The 20325-nt window shown below is 72.0% G+C and carries 20 protein-coding genes; 9 read left to right on the top strand and 11 right to left on the bottom strand.

Annotation, left to right across the window (positions count from 1 at the left end; genetic code table 11):
* From Q1K33_RS12710 to Q1K33_RS12700, 3 genes are all read right to left on the bottom strand, one after another.
* The coding region (locus tag Q1K33_RS12710; protein ID WP_300404491.1) for an Hsp70 family protein at nucleotides 1-876 on the bottom strand (876 nt) is incomplete at its 3' end.
* A gap of 301 nt (nucleotides 877-1177) precedes the next feature.
* The gene (locus Q1K33_RS12705) at nucleotides 1178-2302 is read right to left on the bottom strand and encodes a hypothetical protein (RefSeq protein WP_300404489.1); all 1125 of its coding nucleotides are present in this window, start codon (nucleotides 2300-2302) and stop codon (nucleotides 1178-1180) included.
* Nucleotides 2303-2393: 91 nt separating this feature from the next.
* The gene (locus tag Q1K33_RS12700; protein WP_300404487.1) at nucleotides 2394-3341 is read right to left on the bottom strand and encodes a LysR family transcriptional regulator; all 948 of its coding nucleotides are present in this window, start codon (nucleotides 3339-3341) and stop codon (nucleotides 2394-2396) included.
* An 88-nt stretch (nucleotides 3342-3429) separates the two neighbouring features.
* Here Q1K33_RS12700 and Q1K33_RS12695 point away from each other — a divergent pair, with 88 nt between their 5' ends.
* The 4 genes from Q1K33_RS12695 to Q1K33_RS12680 all read left to right on the top strand — a co-directional run bounded on the left by Q1K33_RS12695 (nucleotide 3430) and on the right by Q1K33_RS12680 (nucleotide 7074).
* Complete coding sequence (locus Q1K33_RS12695) at nucleotides 3430-4137, top strand: amino acid racemase (RefSeq protein WP_300404485.1); 708 nt, start codon at nucleotides 3430-3432, stop codon at nucleotides 4135-4137.
* 44 nt (nucleotides 4138-4181) lie between these two features.
* Nucleotides 4182-5177: a M28 family metallopeptidase gene (locus tag Q1K33_RS12690; protein ID WP_300404483.1), complete on the top strand. Its 996-nt coding sequence runs from the start codon at nucleotides 4182-4184 to the stop codon at nucleotides 5175-5177.
* On the top strand, nucleotides 5174-6118 hold the full coding sequence (locus Q1K33_RS12685; RefSeq protein WP_300404481.1) for a hypothetical protein: 945 nt from the start codon (nucleotides 5174-5176) through the stop codon (nucleotides 6116-6118). The genes Q1K33_RS12690 and Q1K33_RS12685 overlap by 4 nt, the downstream gene beginning before the upstream one ends.
* 98 nt (nucleotides 6119-6216) lie before the next feature.
* Nucleotides 6217-7074 carry an aldo/keto reductase gene (locus Q1K33_RS12680; protein ID WP_300404479.1) on the top strand — a complete coding sequence of 286 codons (858 nt, stop codon included), beginning with the start codon at nucleotides 6217-6219 and terminating at the stop codon, nucleotides 7072-7074.
* A gap of 66 nt (nucleotides 7075-7140) precedes the next feature.
* On the opposite strand, the gene Q1K33_RS12675 is transcribed toward Q1K33_RS12680, so the two are convergent.
* The 3 genes from Q1K33_RS12675 to Q1K33_RS12665 all read right to left on the bottom strand — a co-directional run bounded on the left by Q1K33_RS12675 (nucleotide 7141) and on the right by Q1K33_RS12665 (nucleotide 8778).
* Nucleotides 7141-7737 carry a hypothetical protein gene (locus tag Q1K33_RS12675; protein WP_300404477.1) on the bottom strand — a complete coding sequence of 199 codons (597 nt, stop codon included), beginning with the start codon at nucleotides 7735-7737 and terminating at the stop codon, nucleotides 7141-7143.
* Between the two features lie 99 nt (nucleotides 7738-7836).
* Nucleotides 7837-8337 carry a nitroreductase/quinone reductase family protein gene (locus Q1K33_RS12670; RefSeq protein ID WP_300404475.1) on the bottom strand — a complete coding sequence of 167 codons (501 nt, stop codon included), beginning with the start codon at nucleotides 8335-8337 and terminating at the stop codon, nucleotides 7837-7839.
* A 3-nt stretch (nucleotides 8338-8340) separates the two neighbouring features.
* Nucleotides 8341-8778, bottom strand: coding sequence for a nuclear transport factor 2 family protein (locus Q1K33_RS12665; RefSeq protein ID WP_300404473.1), 438 nt, complete (start codon nucleotides 8776-8778; stop codon nucleotides 8341-8343).
* A 71-nt stretch (nucleotides 8779-8849) separates the two neighbouring features.
* On the opposite strand from Q1K33_RS12665, the gene Q1K33_RS12660 reads away from it, so the two are divergent.
* The 5 genes from Q1K33_RS12660 (at nucleotide 8850) to Q1K33_RS12640 (ending at nucleotide 13819) form a co-directional block, all read left to right on the top strand.
* Nucleotides 8850-9728, top strand: a complete 879-nt coding sequence (locus tag Q1K33_RS12660) for a TIGR03619 family F420-dependent LLM class oxidoreductase (RefSeq protein WP_300404471.1) — start codon at nucleotides 8850-8852, stop codon at nucleotides 9726-9728.
* 117 nt (nucleotides 9729-9845) lie between these two features.
* Nucleotides 9846-11006: a hypothetical protein gene (locus Q1K33_RS12655; RefSeq protein WP_300404469.1), complete on the top strand. Its 1161-nt coding sequence runs from the start codon at nucleotides 9846-9848 to the stop codon at nucleotides 11004-11006.
* A complete protein-coding gene (locus Q1K33_RS12650; protein WP_300404467.1) occupies nucleotides 11003-11842 on the top strand; it encodes an SDR family oxidoreductase in 840 nt (279 codons plus the stop codon). Before Q1K33_RS12655 ends, Q1K33_RS12650 begins: the two co-directional genes overlap by 4 nt.
* Before the next feature lie 126 nt (nucleotides 11843-11968).
* A complete protein-coding gene (locus Q1K33_RS12645; RefSeq protein WP_300404465.1) occupies nucleotides 11969-13135 on the top strand; it encodes a sulfotransferase in 1167 nt (388 codons plus the stop codon).
* Between the two features lie 192 nt (nucleotides 13136-13327).
* Entirely contained in the window at nucleotides 13328-13819 is a 492-nt protein-coding gene (locus Q1K33_RS12640) for a hypothetical protein (RefSeq protein ID WP_300404463.1), read from the top strand.
* Between the two features lie 26 nt (nucleotides 13820-13845).
* Here the strand turns inward: Q1K33_RS12640 and Q1K33_RS12635 are convergent, their stop codons facing one another.
* The 5 genes from Q1K33_RS12635 to Q1K33_RS12615 form a co-directional block, all read right to left on the bottom strand.
* Nucleotides 13846-14727 (bottom strand): hypothetical protein, encoded by an 882-nt coding sequence (locus tag Q1K33_RS12635; RefSeq protein WP_300404461.1) that lies wholly within the window; start codon nucleotides 14725-14727, stop codon nucleotides 13846-13848.
* 52 nt (nucleotides 14728-14779) lie between these two features.
* Nucleotides 14780-17734, bottom strand: coding sequence for an AAA family ATPase (locus Q1K33_RS12630; RefSeq protein ID WP_300404459.1), 2955 nt, complete (start codon nucleotides 17732-17734; stop codon nucleotides 14780-14782).
* 25 nt (nucleotides 17735-17759) lie between these two features.
* Nucleotides 17760-17915, bottom strand: a complete 156-nt coding sequence (locus tag Q1K33_RS12625) for a hypothetical protein (RefSeq protein WP_300404457.1) — start codon at nucleotides 17913-17915, stop codon at nucleotides 17760-17762.
* 144 nt (nucleotides 17916-18059) lie between these two features.
* Nucleotides 18060-19217 carry an imidazolonepropionase gene (gene hutI / locus Q1K33_RS12620; protein ID WP_300404493.1) on the bottom strand — a complete coding sequence of 386 codons (1158 nt, stop codon included), beginning with the start codon at nucleotides 19215-19217 and terminating at the stop codon, nucleotides 18060-18062.
* A partial coding sequence (locus Q1K33_RS12615; protein ID WP_300404455.1) for a formimidoylglutamate deiminase occupies nucleotides 19214-20325 on the bottom strand: 1112 nt, incomplete at its 5' end. The genes hutI and Q1K33_RS12615, both read right to left, overlap by 4 nt.

The raw sequence follows: 20325 nt of genomic DNA, 5'->3' as shown, positions 1-20325 counted from the left end.
CTGGAAGGGGGCCTTGGTGCGCTCGAGCAGGTCGGCGGTGAGCTTCTGGAACTCCGCGCGGGTCAGCCGCTCCTCGAAGTGCAGCGGGCCGGACTCGCCGTGGGTGATGTAGGGCAGGTGGATCGTGGTGTCGCTGGAGGAGGACAGCTCGATCTTCGCCTTCTCCGCGGCCTCCTGGAGGCGCTGCTTGGCGATCTTGTCGGCCGCCAGGTCGACGCCGTTGTTGGCCTTGAACGTCTTGACCATCCACTCGACGACCTTGTTGTCCCAGTCGTCACCACCGAGCTCGTTGTCACCGGAGGTGGCCTTGACCTCGACGACGCCCTCACCGATCTCGAGCAGGGACACGTCGAACGTGCCGCCGCCGAGGTCGAAGACGAGGATCGTCTGGTCGTCGCCCTTGTCCAGGCCGTAGGCCAGCGCGGCCGCGGTCGGCTCGTTGACGATCCGGCTCACGTTGAGGCCGGCGATCTCACCGGCCTCCTTGGTGGCCTGGCGCTGGGAGTCGGAGAAGTACGCCGGCACGGTGATGACCGCGTCGGTGACGGGCTCTCCGAGGTAGGCCTCGGCGTCGCGCTTGAGCTTCTGCAGCACGAACGCGGAGATCTGCTGGGGGGTGAAGTCCTTCTCGTCGACCGTCTGCTTCCAGTCGGTGCCCATGTGGCGCTTGACGGAGCGGATGGTGCGGTCGACGTTGGTGACCGCCTGACGCTTGGCGACCTCGCCGACGAGGACCTCGCCGGACTTCGCGAACGCGACGACGGACGGGGTGGTGCGCGCACCCTCGGCGTTGGCGATGACCGTGGGCTCGCCACCTTCGAGGACCGCGACGACGCTGTTCGTCGTACCGAGATCGATGCCGACAGCTCGTGCCATGTTGTGTTACCTCCGTGATCGGCCCGGGTCGCGGGCGCTGGTGAACGCTGGATCGAGAACTGCTAGATCAGCTGCTGCCAGGAAGTCTGGCAAAGAAGTTGAGTGGGTTCAACTCAAGTCTCTGTCAGGCTCAACGGAGGGGTGCCTGCGAATGTTCCCGACGAGGCCCGACCGCATCACCGGGCGGCGCCGGCGCGGGACGAGCCCTGGTCGTCCGGCAGCCGCTCGGCGCCCGGGTAGAGGCGGAAACCCGGCGGGCGGACGTCGACGGTGGCCGTCGCCTCCGACTGTAGGACAGGCGTCAGGAGAGCTTGAGCCGGACCACGAGCGGGCGGTGGTCGCTGCTCAGCCCACCCGGGGTGCGCTGGCCGAGGACCTCGATCCGCCCCTTCTTCAGCGCCGGCTGGGCCACGTGGACGTAGTCGATGAAGCGCCCGCTGTAGGGGTGGGTGGGCTGCAGTCCCTCGAACCCGAGCAGCGAGTACGACGAGCGCGCGACGCCGGCGTAGGCCGCCACCACCCCGCCGGAGTTGCGGGCGCGCTGGTCGGCCAGCGCCGCGATGTTGTAGTCCCCCGTGCCGACCACCCAGCGACCCGGCGCCCGCTCCCAGATCTCGGCGAGGCGGTCCAGCTGACGGGCCGCGCGCAGCGCGTTCTTCGTGGTCCGCCAGGTGCCGGGGACCTCGAGGTCCTCGATGCGCTGCGGCAGGTGGGTGTTGATCACCGAGAGCTGCTCGCCGGTGGCGCGGTCGCGCAGTGTGACGCGCAAGGCGTACCGGGTGCCGAACGGGTAGCGGCCATCACCCTCGGCGACGCCGTCGGCCAGCTTGTGCAGGGCCGAGCCGACGAACGCGAACCGGTCCTTGCGCCAGGAGACGGCCAGCTCACGCGAGCCCCTGGCGCGCACGTAGCGCCTGGTGGCCCACCCGTCCTCGGCCAGCGCCTGGTAGATCGGTCCGGCGACGAAGCCCTCCTGCCAGCCGACGACGTCGACCCCGTCGCGCGAGGTGAGGGCGCGCGCGTCGTCGAGGCCGGCGGCGCCACTGAGCTGGACGTACTGGTTGAAGCTGGCCACGCCGATCTTCTGGGGCGTGATCGGCGGGACCGTGGGCCGGGACCCGGGCGCGGCGCCCGTGGTCGCGTCGGACCCCGGCTGGGAGTCCTCCTCGGGCTCGACGTCCGACTCCGTGTCGGGAGCCGGGTCGCGGGTCGAGGCCCCGCCCGAGCGTCCAGGCGTCGTCGCGGGCGTCGTCGCGGGCGTCGTCGAGGGCGTGGGCGTCGAGGTCGGACCCGGCTCGGCACCGGCCAGCACGGCCTGCTCGATCGCGGGCGGTCCGGCGTCGGCGTGACTCACGGCCGGGGCCACGAGGATGCCGAGCACGGTCACCGCGATGAGCAGCGGCGGCGGGCCGGCCCAGCGACGCACAGTCGGCTCCTTGCGTGTCGAGTGGAGAGGCAGCGAGAGTCAGGCAGCGAGAGTCAGGCACCGTCGGTGCTCACAGGTCGAGAGGACGACGCTAGCGCCGCGATCGCCTCCAGCCGTGGATTGTCGCGGCGGGTCGCGGCGGTGACGTGCTCGCAGCTGCGGGATCCACCACCGCGACGAGCTCGGCCATCAGGGCGGCGGTCGCCGGGACGACCTCGGCGCCGGGGCGGTGGACGAGCCCCAGGTGGCGTCGCCCGAGGCCCGGCAGGTCGACGACCTGCACGTCGGGATGCCGGTAGGCGGCCAGCGCCGACGCGGGCAGCATCGTCACGCCCAGTCCGCGAGCGACGAGGTTCTGCACGACGACGTAGTCGTCGGTGGTGTGCCGCAGCCGCGGCATGAACCCCGCTCGCTCGCAGCACTCGACCAGGTGGGTGCGGCACCGCACGCAGCCGCCGATCCACTCCGCCTCGGCCAGGTCGTCCAGGCCGGAGGGCGGCGTCGACCCGCTGGGTACGACGAGCCCGACGGCCTCGTCGGTCAGGGGGCGCCACGTCAGCGCGCCCAGGCCGGCCGGCCGACCGTCGTACCCGAAGACGACGGCGAGGTCGGCGTCACCCGCGAGCAGCGCGGCCATCGCCTCGGGGGGCTCGGCCTCGTCGAGGCCGACACTGACCTCCGGGTGGCGCTCGGCCAGGGCACCGATCGCGTCGGGCACCAGGGTCGCCGCCGCCGAGGGGAAGGCGACGAGCCGGACCCGCCCACCCCGCAGCTGGGCGAAGGCGGCCTGCTCCTCCTCGGCGAGGTGCAGCTCGGCCGCGATCGCGTCGGCTCGGTGCAGCAGGGCCCGGCCGGCGTCGGTGAGGCTCACCCCACTCGGCCCGCGCAGCAGGAGCGGGCCGCCGGCGTCGCGCTCGAGCCGGCCGAGGTGCTGGCTGACGGCCGGCTGGGTCCAGCCCAGCTCCCGCGCTGCGGCGCTGATCGACCCGGCCCGGGCGACGTCGCGGAAGATCAGGACGCGACGCGGGTCGAGGCTCATGCACCCAGTATGACCAAAGTCCTGCTTATGGGTCGCCCTACGAGGTCGGGTGTTCCTTGGATGCCGCGCCGCGACGACGCTGGTGGACATGTTGACGATCGGACTCATCGGCGGGATGTCGTGGCACTCCACGGAGGCCTACTACCGGCGCATCAACGAACAGGTGGCGTCTCGTCTCGGCGGCCACGCCTCCGCCCGGATCTCGCTGCAGTCGCTCAACTTCGCCGAGGTGCGTGACTGCCAGGTGCGCGGCGACTGGGCCGGGTCGGCGGCCATGCTCGCCGACGCAGCCCGGCGCTGCGAGGCCGGAGGCGCCGACCTCGTCGCCCTGTGCACCAACCTGATGCACAAGAACTTCCCCGCCCTCGAGGCCGCGCTGAGCGTGCGCGCGGTGCACATCGCCGACGCCGTCGCCGCCGTGGCCCGGCGGGAGGGGTGGACGACCCTCGGCCTGCTCGGCGCCCGGTGGGTGATGGAGGAGACGTTCTACGCCGACCGGCTCGCCGAGCACGGCATCTCGGTCGTCGTGCCCGACGCGGCCGGGCGCGAGCTGGTCGACCGGGTCGTCTTCGACGAGATCACCCAGGGCCGCTTCCTCGAGACGTCCCGGGCGGCCTACGTGGACGTGATGCGTGACCTCGCGGCACGCGGCGCCGACGCCACGGTCCTGGCCTGCACCGAGATCGGGCTCCTGGTCTCCCCCGACCAGGCACCCCTGCCCGTGATCGACTCCGCGACCGCGCACGCCGACCTGATGGTCGACCTGGCGCTGCAGGACACGCTCGTCGGCACCTGACGCTGCACGCGGCCTCGGCTGGTGTCGTGGGGGATCATCGACCCATGCGCCTGCCGCTCGCGATCGCCGTACCGCTCGTGCTGGTGGCGTCCGCCTGCTCCGACCCCGAGCCGCCCGGCACGCCCGAGGCGCAGCCATCGGCCTCGAGCGGCGCGTCGAGCCCGACCGCGACGTCGGCCCCCACCCCCAGCTCGACCTCGACCCCGACCCCTGACCCGGAGCCCCGCCGGCCCCGTCTGGGCCCCTCCGACGTCGACCTCGACACCGCACTCGACGCGGTCGGGGTCCTGGCCGGCGAGATCGGCCCGCGGCCGGGACACACCAGGGCCTACTTCCGCGCAGCCGACTACGTGGAGGGGCAGCTGACCGACTTCGGCTGGACGGTGGCACGACAACGGTTCCCCACCCCGGCCGGCAGCTTCGACGGCCAGCCCGTCGCGGCCGGACCCTCGGTCAACCTGATCGCGACCCGGGGCGACGTCCGAGACGGCGAGCCGTACGTCGTGGTCGGCGCCCACCTCGACACGGTGCCGGGCGCTCCCGGCGCCGAGGACAACGCCTCCGGCATCGCCACGATGCTGGCGATCGCCGAGGCCGCGGCCGGACGCCGTACGCGCCTGCCCGTCGTGCTCGTGGCGTTCGGCTCGGAGGAGCCCCGCGGACCGAACGACGACGACCACCACTACGGCTCCCGGGCCTACGTGGCCTCGCTGTCAGGGGCGCAGCGGCGCTCCCTGGAGGCCATGGTCTCCCTCGACCGGGTCGGCGTCGGCGGCGTCGTCCCCGTCGGCACCCCCGCCGAGCCGAACGCGCTCACCGACGAGCTGCAGGCGGTGGCCGAGAAGATCGGGGTCCCGACCCAGATCGATCCCTTCCAGCGCTCCAGCGACCACTGGTCCTTCGTGCGCGACGGCCTTCCCGGAGCCCGGCTCGGGAGCACGCCGTACGCCGGCTACCACTCCCCCGGCGACACGCCGTCGGTCATCGACCCCTCGCAGCTCGAGCGCACGGCGCGTCTGGTCGCGGGCTGGCTCCGGTGAGCCTGCGCCGGGTCGCCGCGGTCGCCCTCCTGGCCTGCGCCCTCGTCGCGTCCGGCTGCACGCGCGAGGACGACGCCACCGACGCCCTCACGACGGGGGCGCCGAGGAGCCCGGACAGCCCCTCGCCCACCCTGCGCACGATCCCCGCCCTCCCCGTCGTCTCCGCCCCGCCCAGCGGCGAGGTGACCGCCTTCATGCAGCAGTCGTCCCTCGACGTCGCGCGCGGCCAGTTCCAGGTGGTGGTGGTCAACGACACGATCCGCGACCTCGACCCGACCAGCGTGCGCTTCCGCGATCCACGACTGGCGCGACCCCTGACCGGCGGCAACCTGCGGGTGGACCCCTCGCAGAGCCGACGCGGCTACCCCTTCCCCCTGCCGTCGCGACCCGACTGCACCCGCCCCCGCGAGCAGAGCACCTCGTTCGTCACCGTGGAGCATCGGCGCGGGACCGTGCGCGTGCCGGTGGACGACGAGACCGACGCGATCGGGCGCTTCCTCACCACGCGCTGCCAGGAGCTGGCCCTGGCCGAGGCCGTGACCCTCTCGTGGGACGACCGGGTGCCGGTGGACCGTCCGGGTGCCGGCGCGACGGGCACCCTGACCCTGCTGGTCGAGCCGCGACGGGGCACCGCGGAGGCGGCGCGTCACGAGGTGACGATCGACGGCGTCAACGGGTCGCATCTGCTCGGCTCCGCCAACGACCCGTCCGGATGGACCCCAGCCACCACGGTCGCCTCGGGCGACGCCGTACGACGGGTCGAGCTGCCGCTCAAGCCGACGCGGTGCGACGACCACGCCTTCATGGAGGGTGGCAACGCGACAGCGTTCCGGGTCCGCTTCACCCTCGACGGAGAGCCCGGCGAAGTGCTGCTCCGGATGACCCCCGCCGGCAGCAGCGCCGCGATCCGCTTCGCCCAGGAGTCGTGCGGGTTGGGGTGAGCCTCGGGCGGCCCGGGTCGAGCTGGGGTGATGCTTGCCACGCCATTTCCCCCGCAGAGATGGTTGGGTCGGCCGATCGCGCGTGGTTGTGTCGAGGCATGCCTACGACCACCGCCGTCCCGAGCATCGAGCTCAACAACCAGACCACCATCCCGCAGCTCGGCTTCGGGGTCTTCCAGGTGCCGCCCGAGCAGACGGCCGACACGGTCACCAAGGCCCTCGAGGTCGGCTACCGGCACATCGACACGGCACAGATGTACGGCAACGAGCAGGAGGTGGGGGTGGCCCTGGCCTCCTCGGGCCTCGCGCGTGAGGACTACTACGTCACGAGCAAGCTCAACAACAGCAACCACGCACCCGACGACGCGCGCCGCGCCTTCGACGAGACGCTGGCCAAGCTGGGCCTCGAGCAGATCGACCTGTTCCTCATCCACTGGCCGCTGTCGGCCGTCGACGCGGACCAGTACGTCGAGACGTGGAGGACGATGGCCGAGTTCGTGGCCGACGGCCGTGCCCGCTCGATCGGGGTGTCCAACTTCCAGGCCTCGCACCTGGACCGCATCGTCGCCGAGACCGGCGTGGTCCCCGCGGTCAACCAGATCGAGGTGCACCCCTACTTCATCAACGACGACGTCCGTGGCGCGTCGCTGCGCCACGGCATCGAGGTCGAGGCCTGGTCACCGATCGCGCAGGGCAACGTCCTCGGGGACGAGACCATCGGCCGGATCGCCGCCGCCCACGACAAGACGCCGGCCCAGGTCACCCTGCGCTGGCACGTCGACCGCGGTGACATCGTCTTCCCCAAGTCGATGAGCCCCGAGCGGATGGCCGAGAACTTCGACATCTTCGACTTCGAGCTCACCACCGACGAGATCGCCGAGATCGCCGGGCTCGACCGGGGCGAGGAGGGCCGCCAGGGGCCCAACCCGGACACGTTCGACTACGTGCCCGACTGACGGTCGGGTCCCGCGACCGCCCGGTAGCGGGTGAGCGCTTCGGCTGACCGCGCGACGCGAGCGCGGTCAGCCGATCTGGACCTTGACCTCGTTGGAGGTCTCGCCGGTGTCGGTGTCGATCATCCGGAAGCGGTTGAGCCCGATCGCACCCGCCTGGATGAACGTCGAGAAGCCTCCGCCGCTGACCGGTGCGGTCACCGGGAAGTCGGTCCAGCCGCCGTTCTCGAACTGCTGGACCCGCAGGATCGCTCCCTCGCCGGCCGCGTAGTCACCGGTCAGGTCGATCGGCTCCATGGGCTGCACCGCCGACTGGGCCGCGCTGAGGGTGATCAGCTCGAGCGGCTCGGGGGACTTGGTGAACTTGTCCTTCTCCGGCTCGGCCGTCTCGGTGCCCTCGGGCTGAGGCGGCAGCGTGATGTACGGCGCGGTGGTCTCGGCGGTCTCCGACGGTTCGGGCAGGAACAGCGTCTGCTGCTCCGAGGAACCCGTGTCGATCGCACCGTCCTCCGAGAGACCCAGCGCACGGCTGGCCAGCACGGCGCCTCCGCCGACCACTCCGGCCACCACCGCGACGACGGCGACCAGCGCGACGAGGCCCGCCAGGATGGGGTGGTCCTCCCGCGCTCCATCGCTGGGCGCTCGCTGAAGCTTGTCGCTGATCACGGCTTCATTGTCGCTGCCAGGACCAAGCGAGCCAAACGCGTCCGCGCGGGATCCGACCCGCACGGCGCCGTACCCCGGCCCCGTGGGTGTCGGCGCAGGTCAGCGGGGAGCCAGCACCACCACGGGGATCACGCGGTCGGTGGTGGCCTGGTAGGTCTCGAAGTCGGCATACAGGTCCACCAGCAGCGGCCAGAGCCGCGCCCGCTCCTCGGGGTCGGCGACATGGGCGCGGACGTCGCGGCGTCCGCCCCTGAGGTGCACGGTCGTGTCGGGCGTGGCGCGCAGGTTGGCCACCCACTGCGGGTCCTTCGGAAGCCCACCCTGGGAGCCCACCAGGACCAGGTCGTCCCCGTGCTCGAGGTAGAGGAGCGGGGTGGTGAAGACGGTGCCGGACTTGCGGCCGACGTGGTCCAGCAGCAGCGTCGGCACCGGGTTCTTCCAGCCCGCGCCGATCCGCCACTTGTTGCCGACCCGGCCGTTGGTCAGACGGAAGACCTTCACCTGGGCCCTGGCGCCGTACTTGATGATCCTCGCGGTCATCGGACTGGCGAGCGCCTTCCTGCGCTTCGCGAGCTCCTCGGGCGACATCTCGGTGGGCACGACCTACAGCCCTCGCTTCCAGACGACCTGCTCGTGCAGCCTGCGGCTGCGCCAGCCGGCGTCGGTGCGGGTCATCTCGTGGTGGTACATCCCACCCAGCTCCACGATCTTGGTGCCACCGCTGCCGTCGTCCATCGGCATCGGGTTGTCGAAGTAGGCCGTCACGCTCGCGGCGTCCTGCTCCTCGTCCCGGTGGAACAGCACCTCGACCTGTCCGATCGTGTGCATCCGCTTCGGGAAGAAGGCGGGCAGCATCTCGGCCAGCCACGGCTTGACCTCGCCGAACCCGGCGTGGATCCCCCCGGACTCGGTGTAGTCGATGTCGGCGTCGGGGGTGAAGACGGTGTCGAGCTTGTCCCAGTCGCCGGTGTCGATCGCGCGTGTGTAGCGCGTGATCACGTCGGCGATCTCGAGACGGTCGCTGATCTCCTGGAGGTCCACACCGTGAACTCTGGCACAAAACTGGAACACGTTCTATATTTCGACTGGCTCCATAACCGGAAGGGCAGTCAATGAGGTTCTCCTACGCCGAGGCGATGACGCAGGCGACGTACTACGCACCCCTGGCCCAGGCGGCCGAGGCCGCGGGCTACACGTCGATGACCGTGGCCGACAGCCTGATCTACCCCAAGGAGTCGGACTCGAAGTACCCCTACACCGACACCGGGGACCGGGCCTTCCTCGACGGCAAGGAGTTCATCGAGGCGATGATCCTCTGCGCCCACCTCTTCGCACAGACCACCACGCTGCGGCTGACGCCGTTCGTGGTCAAGCTCCCGATCCGACCGCCGGTGCTGATGGCCAAGCAGGCCTCGTCCCTGGCCTTCCTCTCCGGCAACCGCCTCGGCCTCGGGGTCGGGCTCTCGCCGTGGCCGGAGGACTTCGACGCGCTCGGCGTCGACTGGGCGCGACGCGGGAAGCGGATGGACGAGTGCATGGACATCCTCAAGGGCCTCACGACCGGCGAGTACTTCCAGTACTCCGGCGAGTTCTACGAGGTCGACGAGCTCAAGCAGTGCCCCGGGGCCACCGAGCCGATCCCCCTGCTGGTCGGCGGTCACGCGGACGCCGCGCTGCGGCGCGCCGTACGCAAGGGCGACGGGTGGATGCACGCCGGCGGCGACGGCGAGGAGCTCGACCGGCTGCTGACGCGGCTCGCCGAGATCCGCCGAGAGGAGGGCGACACCCGCGACGACTTCGAGGTGCACGTCATCTCCTACGACGCCTACACCGTCGACGGCATCAAGCGGCTCGAGGACAAGGGCGTCACCGACTGCATCGTCGGCTTCCGGGTGCCCTACATCATGGGCCCCGACACCGAGCCGATCGAGAAGAAGATCGACGCCCTCAACGGGTACGCCGACTCGATCATCAGCAAGGTGAACGGATGAGGGCGGAGCGCGTCTGGGTGTGTCCAGATCGCACAATTGTGCCGTTTGGACACGTTTTCGCCGCCCGACCGCGTCACAACTCCACAATTGTGCCGTTTGGGCACCCGGAGGAGCGCGATGTCTGAGTCCCTCGACCTCACCAAGCCGCTGCAGGACGCGATCGCCGAGGCGGAGGAGCTGATCGCCAACGCCCCCTTCATCCGCACCGACGCCGACCGGCTCGAGGGCTACGACTATCTCGCCGGCCGGATCCGGATGGCGATGCAGACCGCCTTCGACTACGACCTCGACCGGCCGATCTTCATCAACCCCACCCACCAGTTCTCCCGGCAGGGCCTGGACAACCCGGACGCGATCTACTTCCACGCCAACCTGCGCGAGGGCGTCACCTACGTGATCCGTGGACGACGGGGCACCAGCGCCGACCTGTCCTTCCAGGTCATGGGCGGTGCCTACTCGGCCGACTCCGCGGCGACCTCGCTGATGGCCTTCGACGACCGAGAGCTCGAGGTCGCCGAGGACGGCACCTTCGAGTTCACCTACACCGCGGAGCCCGGCGCCAAGACCCTGATCGTGCGCGAGGTCTTCTGCGACTGGGACACCGAGGAGCGCGGCACGATCACCATCGAGCGCCCCGACACCGTCGACCAGCCGGCCAGGGCCCTGACGCGGGAGACGCTGACCAAGAAGTACGAGGTCGCCGCGCGGTCGCTGACGGGCTCGATCCTGACGTGGTTCGAGTTCCCGAAGTGGTTCCAGTACAAGGAGCCGGTCAACACCCTCACCCCCCCGCAGTCCACGCCCGGCGGCCTCGCCTCCCAGCGCTCGTCGATCGGCCACTACGAGCTGACCGAGGACCAGGCGATGATCGTCTCGGTCCCCCGCTGCGACGACTGCACCTACCAGGCCGCGCAGATCGGCTCGGACTGGTACGCCTCCACCGACTACGAGACCCACCAGACCTCGCTGACCAAGGCCCAGGCCGAGACCGACCCCGACGGCGTCATCCGCTTCGTGGTCGCCGAGACCCCGCCGTACGACGGCAAGCCGGTCGCCAACTGGCTCGAGACCACCGGGCACCGCACGGGCTCGATGATGCTGCGCTGGCAGCAGCTGAGCCGCGACCTCACCCAGGACGCCGACGGGCCGACCATCCAGGTCGTCGCGCTGGCCGACGTACCCCAGCACCTCCCGCACACCACACCACTCACCACCGAGGAGTACGCCGCGCGGATCGCCGCTCGGCAGCGCTCCGTGGCCCGAAGGATGATCAGTTGAGCGAGCTCGGACTGGCAGCAGCCCATGACACCTCGATCGAGGAGCGCTACCGCCCCGCGCCGGTCCTGGCCGGCAAGGTCGTGGTGATCTCCGGCATCGGCCCCGGGCTCGGGCGCTCGCTCGCCGAGGAGGCCGCCAAGATGGGCGCCGACCTGGTGATCGCGAGTCGCACCGCCTCGCGGCTCGACGAGGTCGCCGAGGAGGTCAAGGCCCACAGCGTCCGCGTCGTCAGCGTGGTCACCGACGTGACCGACGAGGAGTCGCGCGCCAACCTGGTGAGCAAGTCCCTCGAGGCGTTCGGTCGCGTCGACTGCGTCATCAACAACGCCTTCGCGATCCCGCCGATGGACCCGATCACCCAGATCGACCCGAAGAAGCTGGCCAAGGTCAACGAGACGAACGTCTTCGCCCCGCTGCGCCTCTCGGCGCTCTTCGCCGACGCGCTCGCCGAGTCGAAGGGCTCGATCATCATGCTGAACTCGTGCGTGCAGTTCTCCTCGCAGCCCGAGTACGCCGGCTACAAGCTGTCCAAGGGCACGCTCTCGCACCTCGCTTCCTCGCTGGCCACCGAGCTCGGGCCGCGCGGGATCCGCGTCAACAGCGTCGCGCCGTCCTACATCTACGAGGAGGTCAACCGCGGCTACTTCGACTTCCTCGCCGCGGTCGAGAGCAAGACCCACGAGGAGGTGTACGCCGACAAGGCCGCGCCGACCGACCTCAAGCGGTTGGCGTCGTCGGAGGAGGTCGCCCGCGCGACGCTGTTCCTCGCCACCGACCTCGCCTCGGCGGTGACCGGGCAGATGCTCACGGTCGACTGCGGCGAGTTCCATGACTGACGTCCGCGGCGGGTGTGAGGTGCTGTCAGAACAGCACAATTGTGCCGTTTGGACACGTTGCGGCGCGCAAAACCTGCCACAACTCCACAATTGTGGGATCTCGACGGCGTCCGGCACCCCCACCCCATGACCGACAACATCATGGCCCGCACCCGCCCCGACGTCGGGTCCTACGACGACATCGTGGCCGCGGCGCAGCGCACCACCGGGCTCAGCGACTTCGGGTGGGAGCCGGGCACCGAGCAGGAGGCCGGGCTGCGACTGCTCGCCGAGGACCTCGCCTCGCCCGAGGCCGGGCTGACGCCGCTCGGCAACTACTTCCAGCGCTCCGAGGTGAAGGGCGCGCTGGTCGGGCGACTGCTCACGCAGGCACGCTTCGACGAGCACCCCGGCCACGTCGACGTACCGATCGAGCGGCCGATCTTCGTGATGGGACTGCCCCGCACCGGCACCACCGCGCTCCACCGGCTGCTGCACGCCGACCCGACGGCGCAGGGGCTGGAGATGTGGCTGACGCAGTTCCCCCAGCCGCGTCCGCCGCGGGAGACGTGGGAGGACGACCCGATCTTCACCGCGATGCAGCAGGCGTTCTCGGCCCACCACGTCGAGAGCCCCGACTTCATGGGGATCCACTACATGGATGCCACCACCGTCGAGGAGTGCTGGCGGCTGCTGCGCCAGACCGGCAAGTCCAACTCCTACGAGTCGCTGGCCCACATCCCGCGCTACACCGCGTGGTTGCAGACTCAGGACTGGACCGACGCCTACGCCCGCCACAAGCAGAACCTCCAGCTCGTCGGACTCAACGACCCCGAGAAGCGCTGGGTCCTCAAGAACCCGTCCCACATGACCGCGCTGGACGCGCTGATGTCGGTCTACCCGGACGCGCTGGTCGTCTACACCCACCGCGACCCCGCCGTCTGCATCGCCTCGTCGTGCTCGCTGTCAGCCGAGACGACCATCGGGCACTCGACGACGTACACGCCCGACGTGGTCGGCTCCACCCAGCTCGACCTGTGGTCACGGGCCTTCCACGCCTACCACGACGCGCGACCGGCGTACGACGACGCCCAGTTCGCCGACGTCGCCTTCGCCGACCTGGTGGCCGACCCGATGGGCGTCGTGCGCGGCGTCTACGAGCAGTTCGAGCTCGACTTCGGCGCCGAGGCGGAGGCGGCCGTCGCCGAGATCGACCGGGAGTCCAAGCAGGGTGGCAAGGCGCCGTCGCACCGCTACGCGCTCGCCGACTACGGCCTGACCGAGACCGACGTACGGCTTGCGTTCGATCGCTAGCCTCCACCCGGGAGATGGTCCCTGACGAAATGGCCCCTCGGGGGCCCGATCAAGGGCCATTTCGTCAGGGACCGTCGCCACCACCGCCAACCGGGTGAGCGGCGCACGGACGCTGCAGTCGATCCACGGGGCCATCCACAGGCCGGCGACGTGCTGGTTTGGCGCGGTGCGGCCGATGAGCAGGGTGCCGCCATGACTCACGACACCGCTCCCGCACGACGACCCGCCCCGCCCTCCCCCGCCGGACGCCAGCTCGGCATCGCCGTACCGCCGACCTGGCGACGGCGCTCCGATCCCGACCACGGCGTCCTCGTCGCGGCGCGAGCCACCCGGCTGCCCGCCAGCGGCGTGTCGCCCGACCTGGTCCTGCGCTACTCCCGGGTCGACGACGGCGAGGACCTCACCGCCTGGCGCGAGCGGGCGATGGGCGAGCTGGCCGACCTGCTGGTGGACTTCGAGCTGGAGGACGACGACGAGTTCGACCTGCTGGGCCACGACGTCGCCTACCGGCGCTTCGCACACCGGGTCGGTACGGCGGACGTGCTGTGCGACCAGTGGGCGTGGCTGGCGCAGGGGGTCGGGCTCACGTTGACGTGCTCCGCGGCGCGGGAGGACTACCCGGACTACTGCGACGTCTTCGAGACGATCGCCGAGACAGTCGACCTCCTGCCCGACGCGGCATGACACCGCGGTCAGCTCGTGGTCGGCGCTCAGCCCACGGCCGGCAGGGACCTCTCGATCGAAGCCACGCGGGCGAGGGCGGCATCGGTGCCCAGCTCCTCCCGGGCGCCGGCGTCGGTCAGGTAGAAGCGGCACACCTCGAGCGCGAGCCGCGGCTCCAGGGCGAGCGAGGCGGCGTCGAAGGTCGGCTCGTCGACCCTCGCGAAGGCGCGGATCGGCGTGTCCCCCGCGACGCGCTCGGCCTCGGCCTCGACGCTGAGCCAGTTGCGGATCGGGTCCTCCCAGGAGTTGAAGTGGTCGCGGTAGCCACGGAGCCGCCGCCAGTGCGGGCGGAAGCCCCGCACGGCCTCCCAGGGGATCGTGACCGGGCGCAGCTGGGTGCGCAGCACGACCGCGTCGACGGTGAGCAGGACGCCGCGATGCGGCGCCCGGCGCGATCGCACCCCGGCGACGGTCGCGAGCACCAGGAGCACGGTGAGGGATCCCAGCACGACGACCCCGACGAGGGCACCGGCCCAGTCGCCGACGCCGTCGAGCGGCTCCCCGCGCCCCGTCGCGACCGCCCACGCCGGGGTGACGACCAGCATCAGCGCGGCGATCCCGAACAGGATCGTGTACGTCGCCTTCGTCGGGTGCGTGGGCAGCAGCAGCCCGTGGACGCCGGGGGTCTCGAACATCCGCGGGGGCTCCGGAGTCGGACGCTCGAACGGCGCGAGGGAGAGGGCCACCCCCGCCATGCCCGCCGGCACGGCCCACCACCACACGTCCTGCGTCACCGCCAGCCCGGCAAGGACCAGCAGGCCCACGCCGCCCAGGACGGTCATCGCCGCGAAGAGCTGGCGCCGGCGCGGACGCAGGTGCCAGCCCTCACCGGCCTCGTTGCCGCGCAGCGGCGTGGTCTCGACGGACATGGGGACCGTCTACCCCGGCCGACGACCGGCCAACCCCGGCCGCGGATCGGGCTCAGAGCAGGCCGCGGCGGCGCGCGATCGCGGCGGCCTCGGTGCGACCGCTCGCCTCGAGCTTGCCGAGGATGTTGGAGACGTGGACGCTGACCGTCTTGGTGCTGATGAACAGCAGCTTGGCGATCTCGCCGTTGGTCCGGCCCTCGGCGACGTGGGCGAGGATCTCGCGCTCGCGGGCGGTCAGCGCGACGCTCCTGGCCTCGGCGCGGTCCTCGGGCGTCGAGCCCTGCCGGACCAGCTCGTCGAGGAGCGGCTGAGCGGCGAGGCGTCGGGCGACCTCGCGGGCCTGGTCACCGACGACGCGCGCCCCCGCGACGTCACCGCCGGCGCGCAGGATGGCGGCCAGCCGCACCCGCACGGACGCCAGCTCGTGGACGTGCCCGAACTCGACGTACCGCTGCTCGGTCTCGCGCCAGACCGCGACCAGGGCGTCGAGCGACGGGGCGTCGACACCGGCGAGCCATCGGGCTCGCAGGGTCTCGGCCTCGAGCCGCTGGGCCCAGGCCCGACCCTCGGGACCCCAGTGGCCGGACGGATCGGCGTAGCGCTCCCGGACCAGCTGGCCGTCGGTGTGCAGACGCTCGACGTGGTCGCGCACGACGGCCTCGCGCTCGGCCGCACTGAGGCGGGCAAGGGTGTCGGCGACGACGCCGACGGCCACCGCGGCCAGGCGGATCCGGGCGCTGAACCACTCGTGCCAGATCCGGCCCAGCACCGCGACCGCGTCGTCGTAGGACCTGATCGCGGCCTGCGGGTCGTCCCGGCGACCGGCGGCGACCATCTCGAGCGAGGCGGCATGGATGGCCACCGCGCCCTCGCGACGCCAGAAGGGGCGCAGGCCCGCGACCCGCGACCCGACGTCCTCACCGCGGTGCTGGAGGATCTGGAGCCGCATCGAGGTCAGCATGGCCCGCGGGATCGGCGGCGGGAACGGCCCCTCGACGACGAAGAGCGCCAGCGCGCGCTCCCACTCCCCGCGCACGAGGTGGATCCAGGAGAGCTGCCAGCGCGACTCGAAGCCGTACGGCGCCCAGGGCAGCCCCGCCGCCTCGGCGCGCTCGATGCCGCTGGCGAACCACTGCTCGGCCTCGTCGAACTCGCCCCAGTCCTCGTAGGAGCGGCCGAGCAGGAACCGGCCGCGCAGCTCGGCGTGGATCGCGTCGGACTCGGCCGCGCGGGCGACCGCCTCCTCGAGGGCGGCGCGCAGACCCTCCTTGGGGCCGGCCTTCTTGAGGCCGCTCAGGGTGGTGATGGCGTCGGAGGCGAGCTCGTGGAGGTCGAGCCGCTCGGCCAGCTCGAGGGCGTCCATCCCGAAGGTCTGGGCGTCCTCGAGACGACCGAAGGCCGCCAGGATCTTGGCGTGGTTGGCCAGGACCCGAGCCCGCAGGCCGCTCTCCCCGGTCGGCGCGAGCGAGACGGCCCGGGCGGACAGGGCGACGACGTCCTCGTCGGACTCGATGATGTAGAGGACCGCGGCCTGGGCGCTGAGCATCCGCGCACGCCAGGTGTCGGAGGCTTCGGGCGGCAGGAGCGCGAGCTGCTCGGCGATGACGGCCGCGGCCCGCTCCGGGTCGCCGCTGGCGGACAGTGCGTCGGCGGTCGTCACGACGAGCTTGGAGCGGTCGATCCCGTGGTCGCCGAGGTCGTCGCTCGCGAGACCCGAGCGGCCACTCATCAGCTCCAACGCCTGCTGGTAGTGGTAGGCCGCCTCGTCGTGACCACCGACGGCGCTCGCCTCGTTGCCGGCGCGCACGCTGGCGGTCAGGGCCGTCGTCTTGTCCATCGCCAACCGGGCGTGGCGGGCAAGCTCGGCCGCGGTGCCGCCGGCCGCGCCGCTTCGCAGGGCGTCGACGTAGCGGGCGTGCAGCCGGGCCCGCTCGCCGGGCAGCAGGTCGTCGTAGACCGCCTCGCCCAGCAGGGCGTGGCGGAAGGCGTAGCCGTCGCGCTCCGGGACGAGAACGTTCATCTCGACGGCGCCGCGCAGTCCCTCGTCGAGGGCCTCGCCGCCGAGGTCGGCGGTCGCCTCGAGCAGGTCGTGGGTGACCCGCCGACCGCTCGCGCTCGCCGTACGGACCACTTGCCGGGCGTGGTCGTCGAGCCGGTCGAGGCGCACGAGGAGTACGTCGGCCAGGTCGGCCGGCACGAAGCTGCCGGGGTCGGCGGCGGCGCTGGTGAGCTCCTCGACGAAGAACGCGTTGCCCTCGGCACGGGCCACGACGTCGGCGACCTCGGCCTCGGGGAGGCCCTCGGGGATGAGCTCGGCGACGAGCTGGCGTACGGCCTCGTCGGGCAGCGGGTTGAGCGAGACCCGGTCGACCCCACGCAGCCGCGACCACTCGGCGACCTGGCGCCGCAGCGGGTGACGGCGGTGCAGGTCGTCGGAACGGTAGGAGGCGACGATCGCGAAGCCGGCCGCCTCGATGCGGGAGAGGAGAAAGCTGAGCATGTCGCGCGTGGACTGGTCGGCCCAGTGGGTGTCCTCGATGACGAGGAGCAGCGGGGCACGCGAGGCGGCCGCCTCGAGGACGGCCGCCACGGCGCGGAAGAGGTCGGCGCGGTCGAGGGCCGAGGACTCGGCGTCGACCTGGTCGGAGTCGCCCATCACCCGCCGTACGGGCTGGAGGCGGGTGAGGGCCGGGTGCCGGCCGGCGACCTCGGTGACCACGTCGGGAAGCTCGGTGGCCAGCCGACCGAGCACCTCGGAGAACGGGAGGTAGGGCAGGGCGGAGTCGCCGAAGTCGAGACAGTGGCCGGCGAAGACCTGCCAGCCGTCGTCCTTGGCGAGGTCGCGCAGCGCGCGCAGGAGCCGGGTCTTGCCGACGCCGGCGTCACCGGCGAGCAGGACGTCGCTGAGGTCATCCGCGGGACGGGACGGACGAACGCCGAGCGACGAAGCAAGCTCCGTCAGCTCGGCGTCACGTCCCACCATCGTGGTGCTGGACTGGATGGCCACAGGGCCCATTCTCGTGCACTCCCGCTCATCGAGCGCGCTTGACGACCTCGGGCGCGCCGGGGAAGGAGTGGTGGTGGTGCTCGGCGAAGCGGTTGCGACGCTTGGGGCTGACGCTGCGGCGCAGCTTCTCGCCGCGGTAGTCCATCTCGGCCTGGACGATCATCCGATCGAAGTTCAACATCGTGGGGCTCCTCTACCTCAGGACCGGCCCGTCACCGGCCACTGAGAAGAGGCTCGCCGACTGAGGTAGGCCGGCACATCGGCGCTTTGCCCTAGTCGGGTCGGGTGCTACCTCAGATGAGGGTGGTGGTGGTCACACGGCGGATCACACAGGACGGCCGGCGCGCCACACGGCGGTGACAAGGGGCACCCCGGGGCGGTAGGCGAGGTGGCGGTGGTCGGGCGCGTCGAGGACCACCAGGTCAGCCGCGGCGCCGGGCGTGAGACGTCCGACGTCGGTGCGGTCAAGGGCCGCGGCGCCCCCGGCGGTGGCCGCCCACAGCGCCTCGGCCGGCGTCATCCCCATCTCCCGCACGGCCAGAGCCAGGCAGAAGGGGATGCTGCTGGTGAAGCACGAGCCCGGGTTGCAGTCGCTGGCCAGCGCCACGCTCACGCCGGCGTCGAGGAGCCGACGGGCGTCCGGGTAGGGCTGGCGCGTGGAGAACTCCACCCCCGGCAACAGGGTCGCGACGGTGCCGGAGTCGGCCAGCGCGTCGACGTCGGCGTCGTCGAGGTAGGTGCAGTGGTCGACCGCGACGAGGCCGAGCTCGGCGGCGAGGCGGACGCCGGGTCCCGGGCCGAGCTGGTTGGCGTGCAGGCGTCCGCGCAGCCCGTGACGGGCTCCGGCGGCGAGGATGGTCCGGGCCTGGTCGGCGTCGAAGGCCCCACTCTCGCAGAACACGTCGATCCACCGGGCGTGCGGTGCCGCCGCGTCGAGCATCGGCCCGGTGACGAGGTCGACGTACGCCGTGGGGTCGCCGGCCCCGCCGTCGGGGCCGGCGGGCACGACGTGGGCGCCGAGGAAGGTCGTCTCGTCGGTGAACTGGCGGGCGACGGCCAGGCTGCGCGCCTCGTCGCGGACGCTCAGGCCGTAGCCGCTCTTGATCTCGACGGTCGTCGTGCCCTGGCGCTGCATCTCGGAGACCAGGCGCCCGACGTGGGCGGTGAGCTGCTCGTCGGTGGCGGCGCGGGTCGCCGCGACCGTCGTCCGGATCCCCCCGGCGGCGTACGGCGTGCCGCTCATCCGGGCCTCGAACTCCGCGGCCCGGTCTCCCGCGAAGACCAGGTGCGAGTGGGAGTCGACGAAGCCCGGGACCACCGCGCGACCGGCGACGTGGACCACCGCGTCGACCGAGTCGACCGAGGGCGCCTCGACTGCGCTGCCGACCCAGGCGACGATGCGGCCCTCGACGACGAGAGCGGCGTCGGTGATGGAGGGACGTTCGTCGTCCCACGTCGTCAGCTCGGCGATGCCGGTGATCAGGGTGCTGGCCACAGTGCTCCGATCGCTTCCTCGAGCTCGCGCCCGATCTGCTCGTCGTCGTCGCTGGTGTAGGCGACGTCGCCGCCCACGACGACGTGGGTGACGTCCGCCGCTGTCGCGGCGAAGACCGCCGTGTGCTCGTCCGCGCCGGTGCCGGCGGTGCGCGGCGTGCGGGTGTCGATCGTGACGAGGTCGGCCCGCTGCCCGACCGCGATCCTGCCGGTGCGGTCGATGCCGATCACGTCGTGGGCCGTCCCGATCCCCAGCAGCTCGGCGGCACTCCAGTGGCCGCGTCGCTGCGTGGCCAGCCGCTCGTCGAGCTCGAGGGCACGCAGCTCCTCGAACGGGTCGACGACCGCGTGGCTGTCGCTGCCGATGCTCAGCCGGCACCCGGCGTCGGCCAACCGACGCGCGGGCCCGATGCCGTCGGCCAGGTCGCGCTCGGTGGTGGGGGTGATGCAGACGTTGGTGCCGCCGACGCCGAGGAGGGCGACGTCGTCGTCGGTGAGGTGGGTGGCGTGCACGACCGTGGTGCCCGGCCCGAGGAGGCCCTCCTCGTGCAGCAGCCGGGTCGGCGTCACGCCGTACGCCGCCAGGCAGGCGTCGTTCTCGGCGACCTGCTCCGAGAGGTGCACGTGCAGCGGCGCCCGGTCCCGGAAGACGTGGAGCTGGTCGCGCGGCACCGCGCGCACGGAGTGGATCGCGGCCGGACCCGCGGCGGCCCGCTCGGCCCAGCGCTGGGCCGTACCGTCGCTGTAGCGCACCTGCACGCCCTGCGGCGCCGCCCCGAAGCCGCTGCTGAGGTAGCAGGCGTCGAGCAGCGCGATCCGGATGCCGGCGTCGTCAGCGGCCTGCTGGAGGACCCTGCCCATCGCGTGGGGGTCGTCGTACGGCGTCCCGTCGGGGCGGTGGTGCACGTAGTGGAACTCCCCCACGCTCGTGTAGCCGGCAGCGACCAGCTCGCGGTAGGTCGCCCGGGCCAGCGCGTAGTAGGAGTCGGGCTCGAGGCGCGCCGCCACGTCGTACATCTGCTCGCGCCAGGTCCAGAAGGTGCCCCTACCGCGCTGGGTCCGTCCGCGCAGGGCGCGGTGGAACGCGTGGCTGTGGG

The organism is Nocardioides sp., from assembly GCF_029937575.1.
In the GTDB taxonomy this organism is placed as follows: Bacteria; Actinomycetota; Actinomycetes; order Propionibacteriales; family Nocardioidaceae; genus Nocardioides.
Note: the sequence above shows the minus strand (reverse complement) of the source record. Positions and strands in the feature narration are given on the sequence as shown.

What these genes read in the sequence shown, in the direction of transcription:
- Q1K33_RS12700 (WP_300404487.1), bottom strand. Translation starts at nt 3,341, where the DNA reads ATGAGCCTCGACCCGCGTCGCGTCCTGATCTTCCGCGACGTCGCCCGG.
- Q1K33_RS12695 (WP_300404485.1), top strand. Translation starts at nt 3,430, where the DNA reads ATGTTGACGATCGGACTCATCGGCGGGATGTCGTGGCACTCCACGGAG.
- Q1K33_RS12690 (WP_300404483.1), top strand. Translation starts at nt 4,182, where the DNA reads ATGCGCCTGCCGCTCGCGATCGCCGTACCGCTCGTGCTGGTGGCGTCC.
- Q1K33_RS12680 (WP_300404479.1), top strand. Translation starts at nt 6,217, where the DNA reads ATGCCTACGACCACCGCCGTCCCGAGCATCGAGCTCAACAACCAGACC.
- Q1K33_RS12660 (WP_300404471.1), top strand. Translation starts at nt 8,850, where the DNA reads ATGAGGTTCTCCTACGCCGAGGCGATGACGCAGGCGACGTACTACGCA.
- Q1K33_RS12655 (WP_300404469.1), top strand. Translation starts at nt 9,846, where the DNA reads ATGTCTGAGTCCCTCGACCTCACCAAGCCGCTGCAGGACGCGATCGCC.
- Q1K33_RS12645 (WP_300404465.1), top strand. Translation starts at nt 11,969, where the DNA reads ATGACCGACAACATCATGGCCCGCACCCGCCCCGACGTCGGGTCCTAC.
- Q1K33_RS12640 (WP_300404463.1), top strand. Translation starts at nt 13,328, where the DNA reads ATGACTCACGACACCGCTCCCGCACGACGACCCGCCCCGCCCTCCCCC.
- Q1K33_RS12635 (WP_300404461.1), bottom strand. Translation starts at nt 14,727, where the DNA reads ATGTCCGTCGAGACCACGCCGCTGCGCGGCAACGAGGCCGGTGAGGGC.
- Q1K33_RS12625 (WP_300404457.1), bottom strand. Translation starts at nt 17,915, where the DNA reads ATGTTGAACTTCGATCGGATGATCGTCCAGGCCGAGATGGACTACCGC.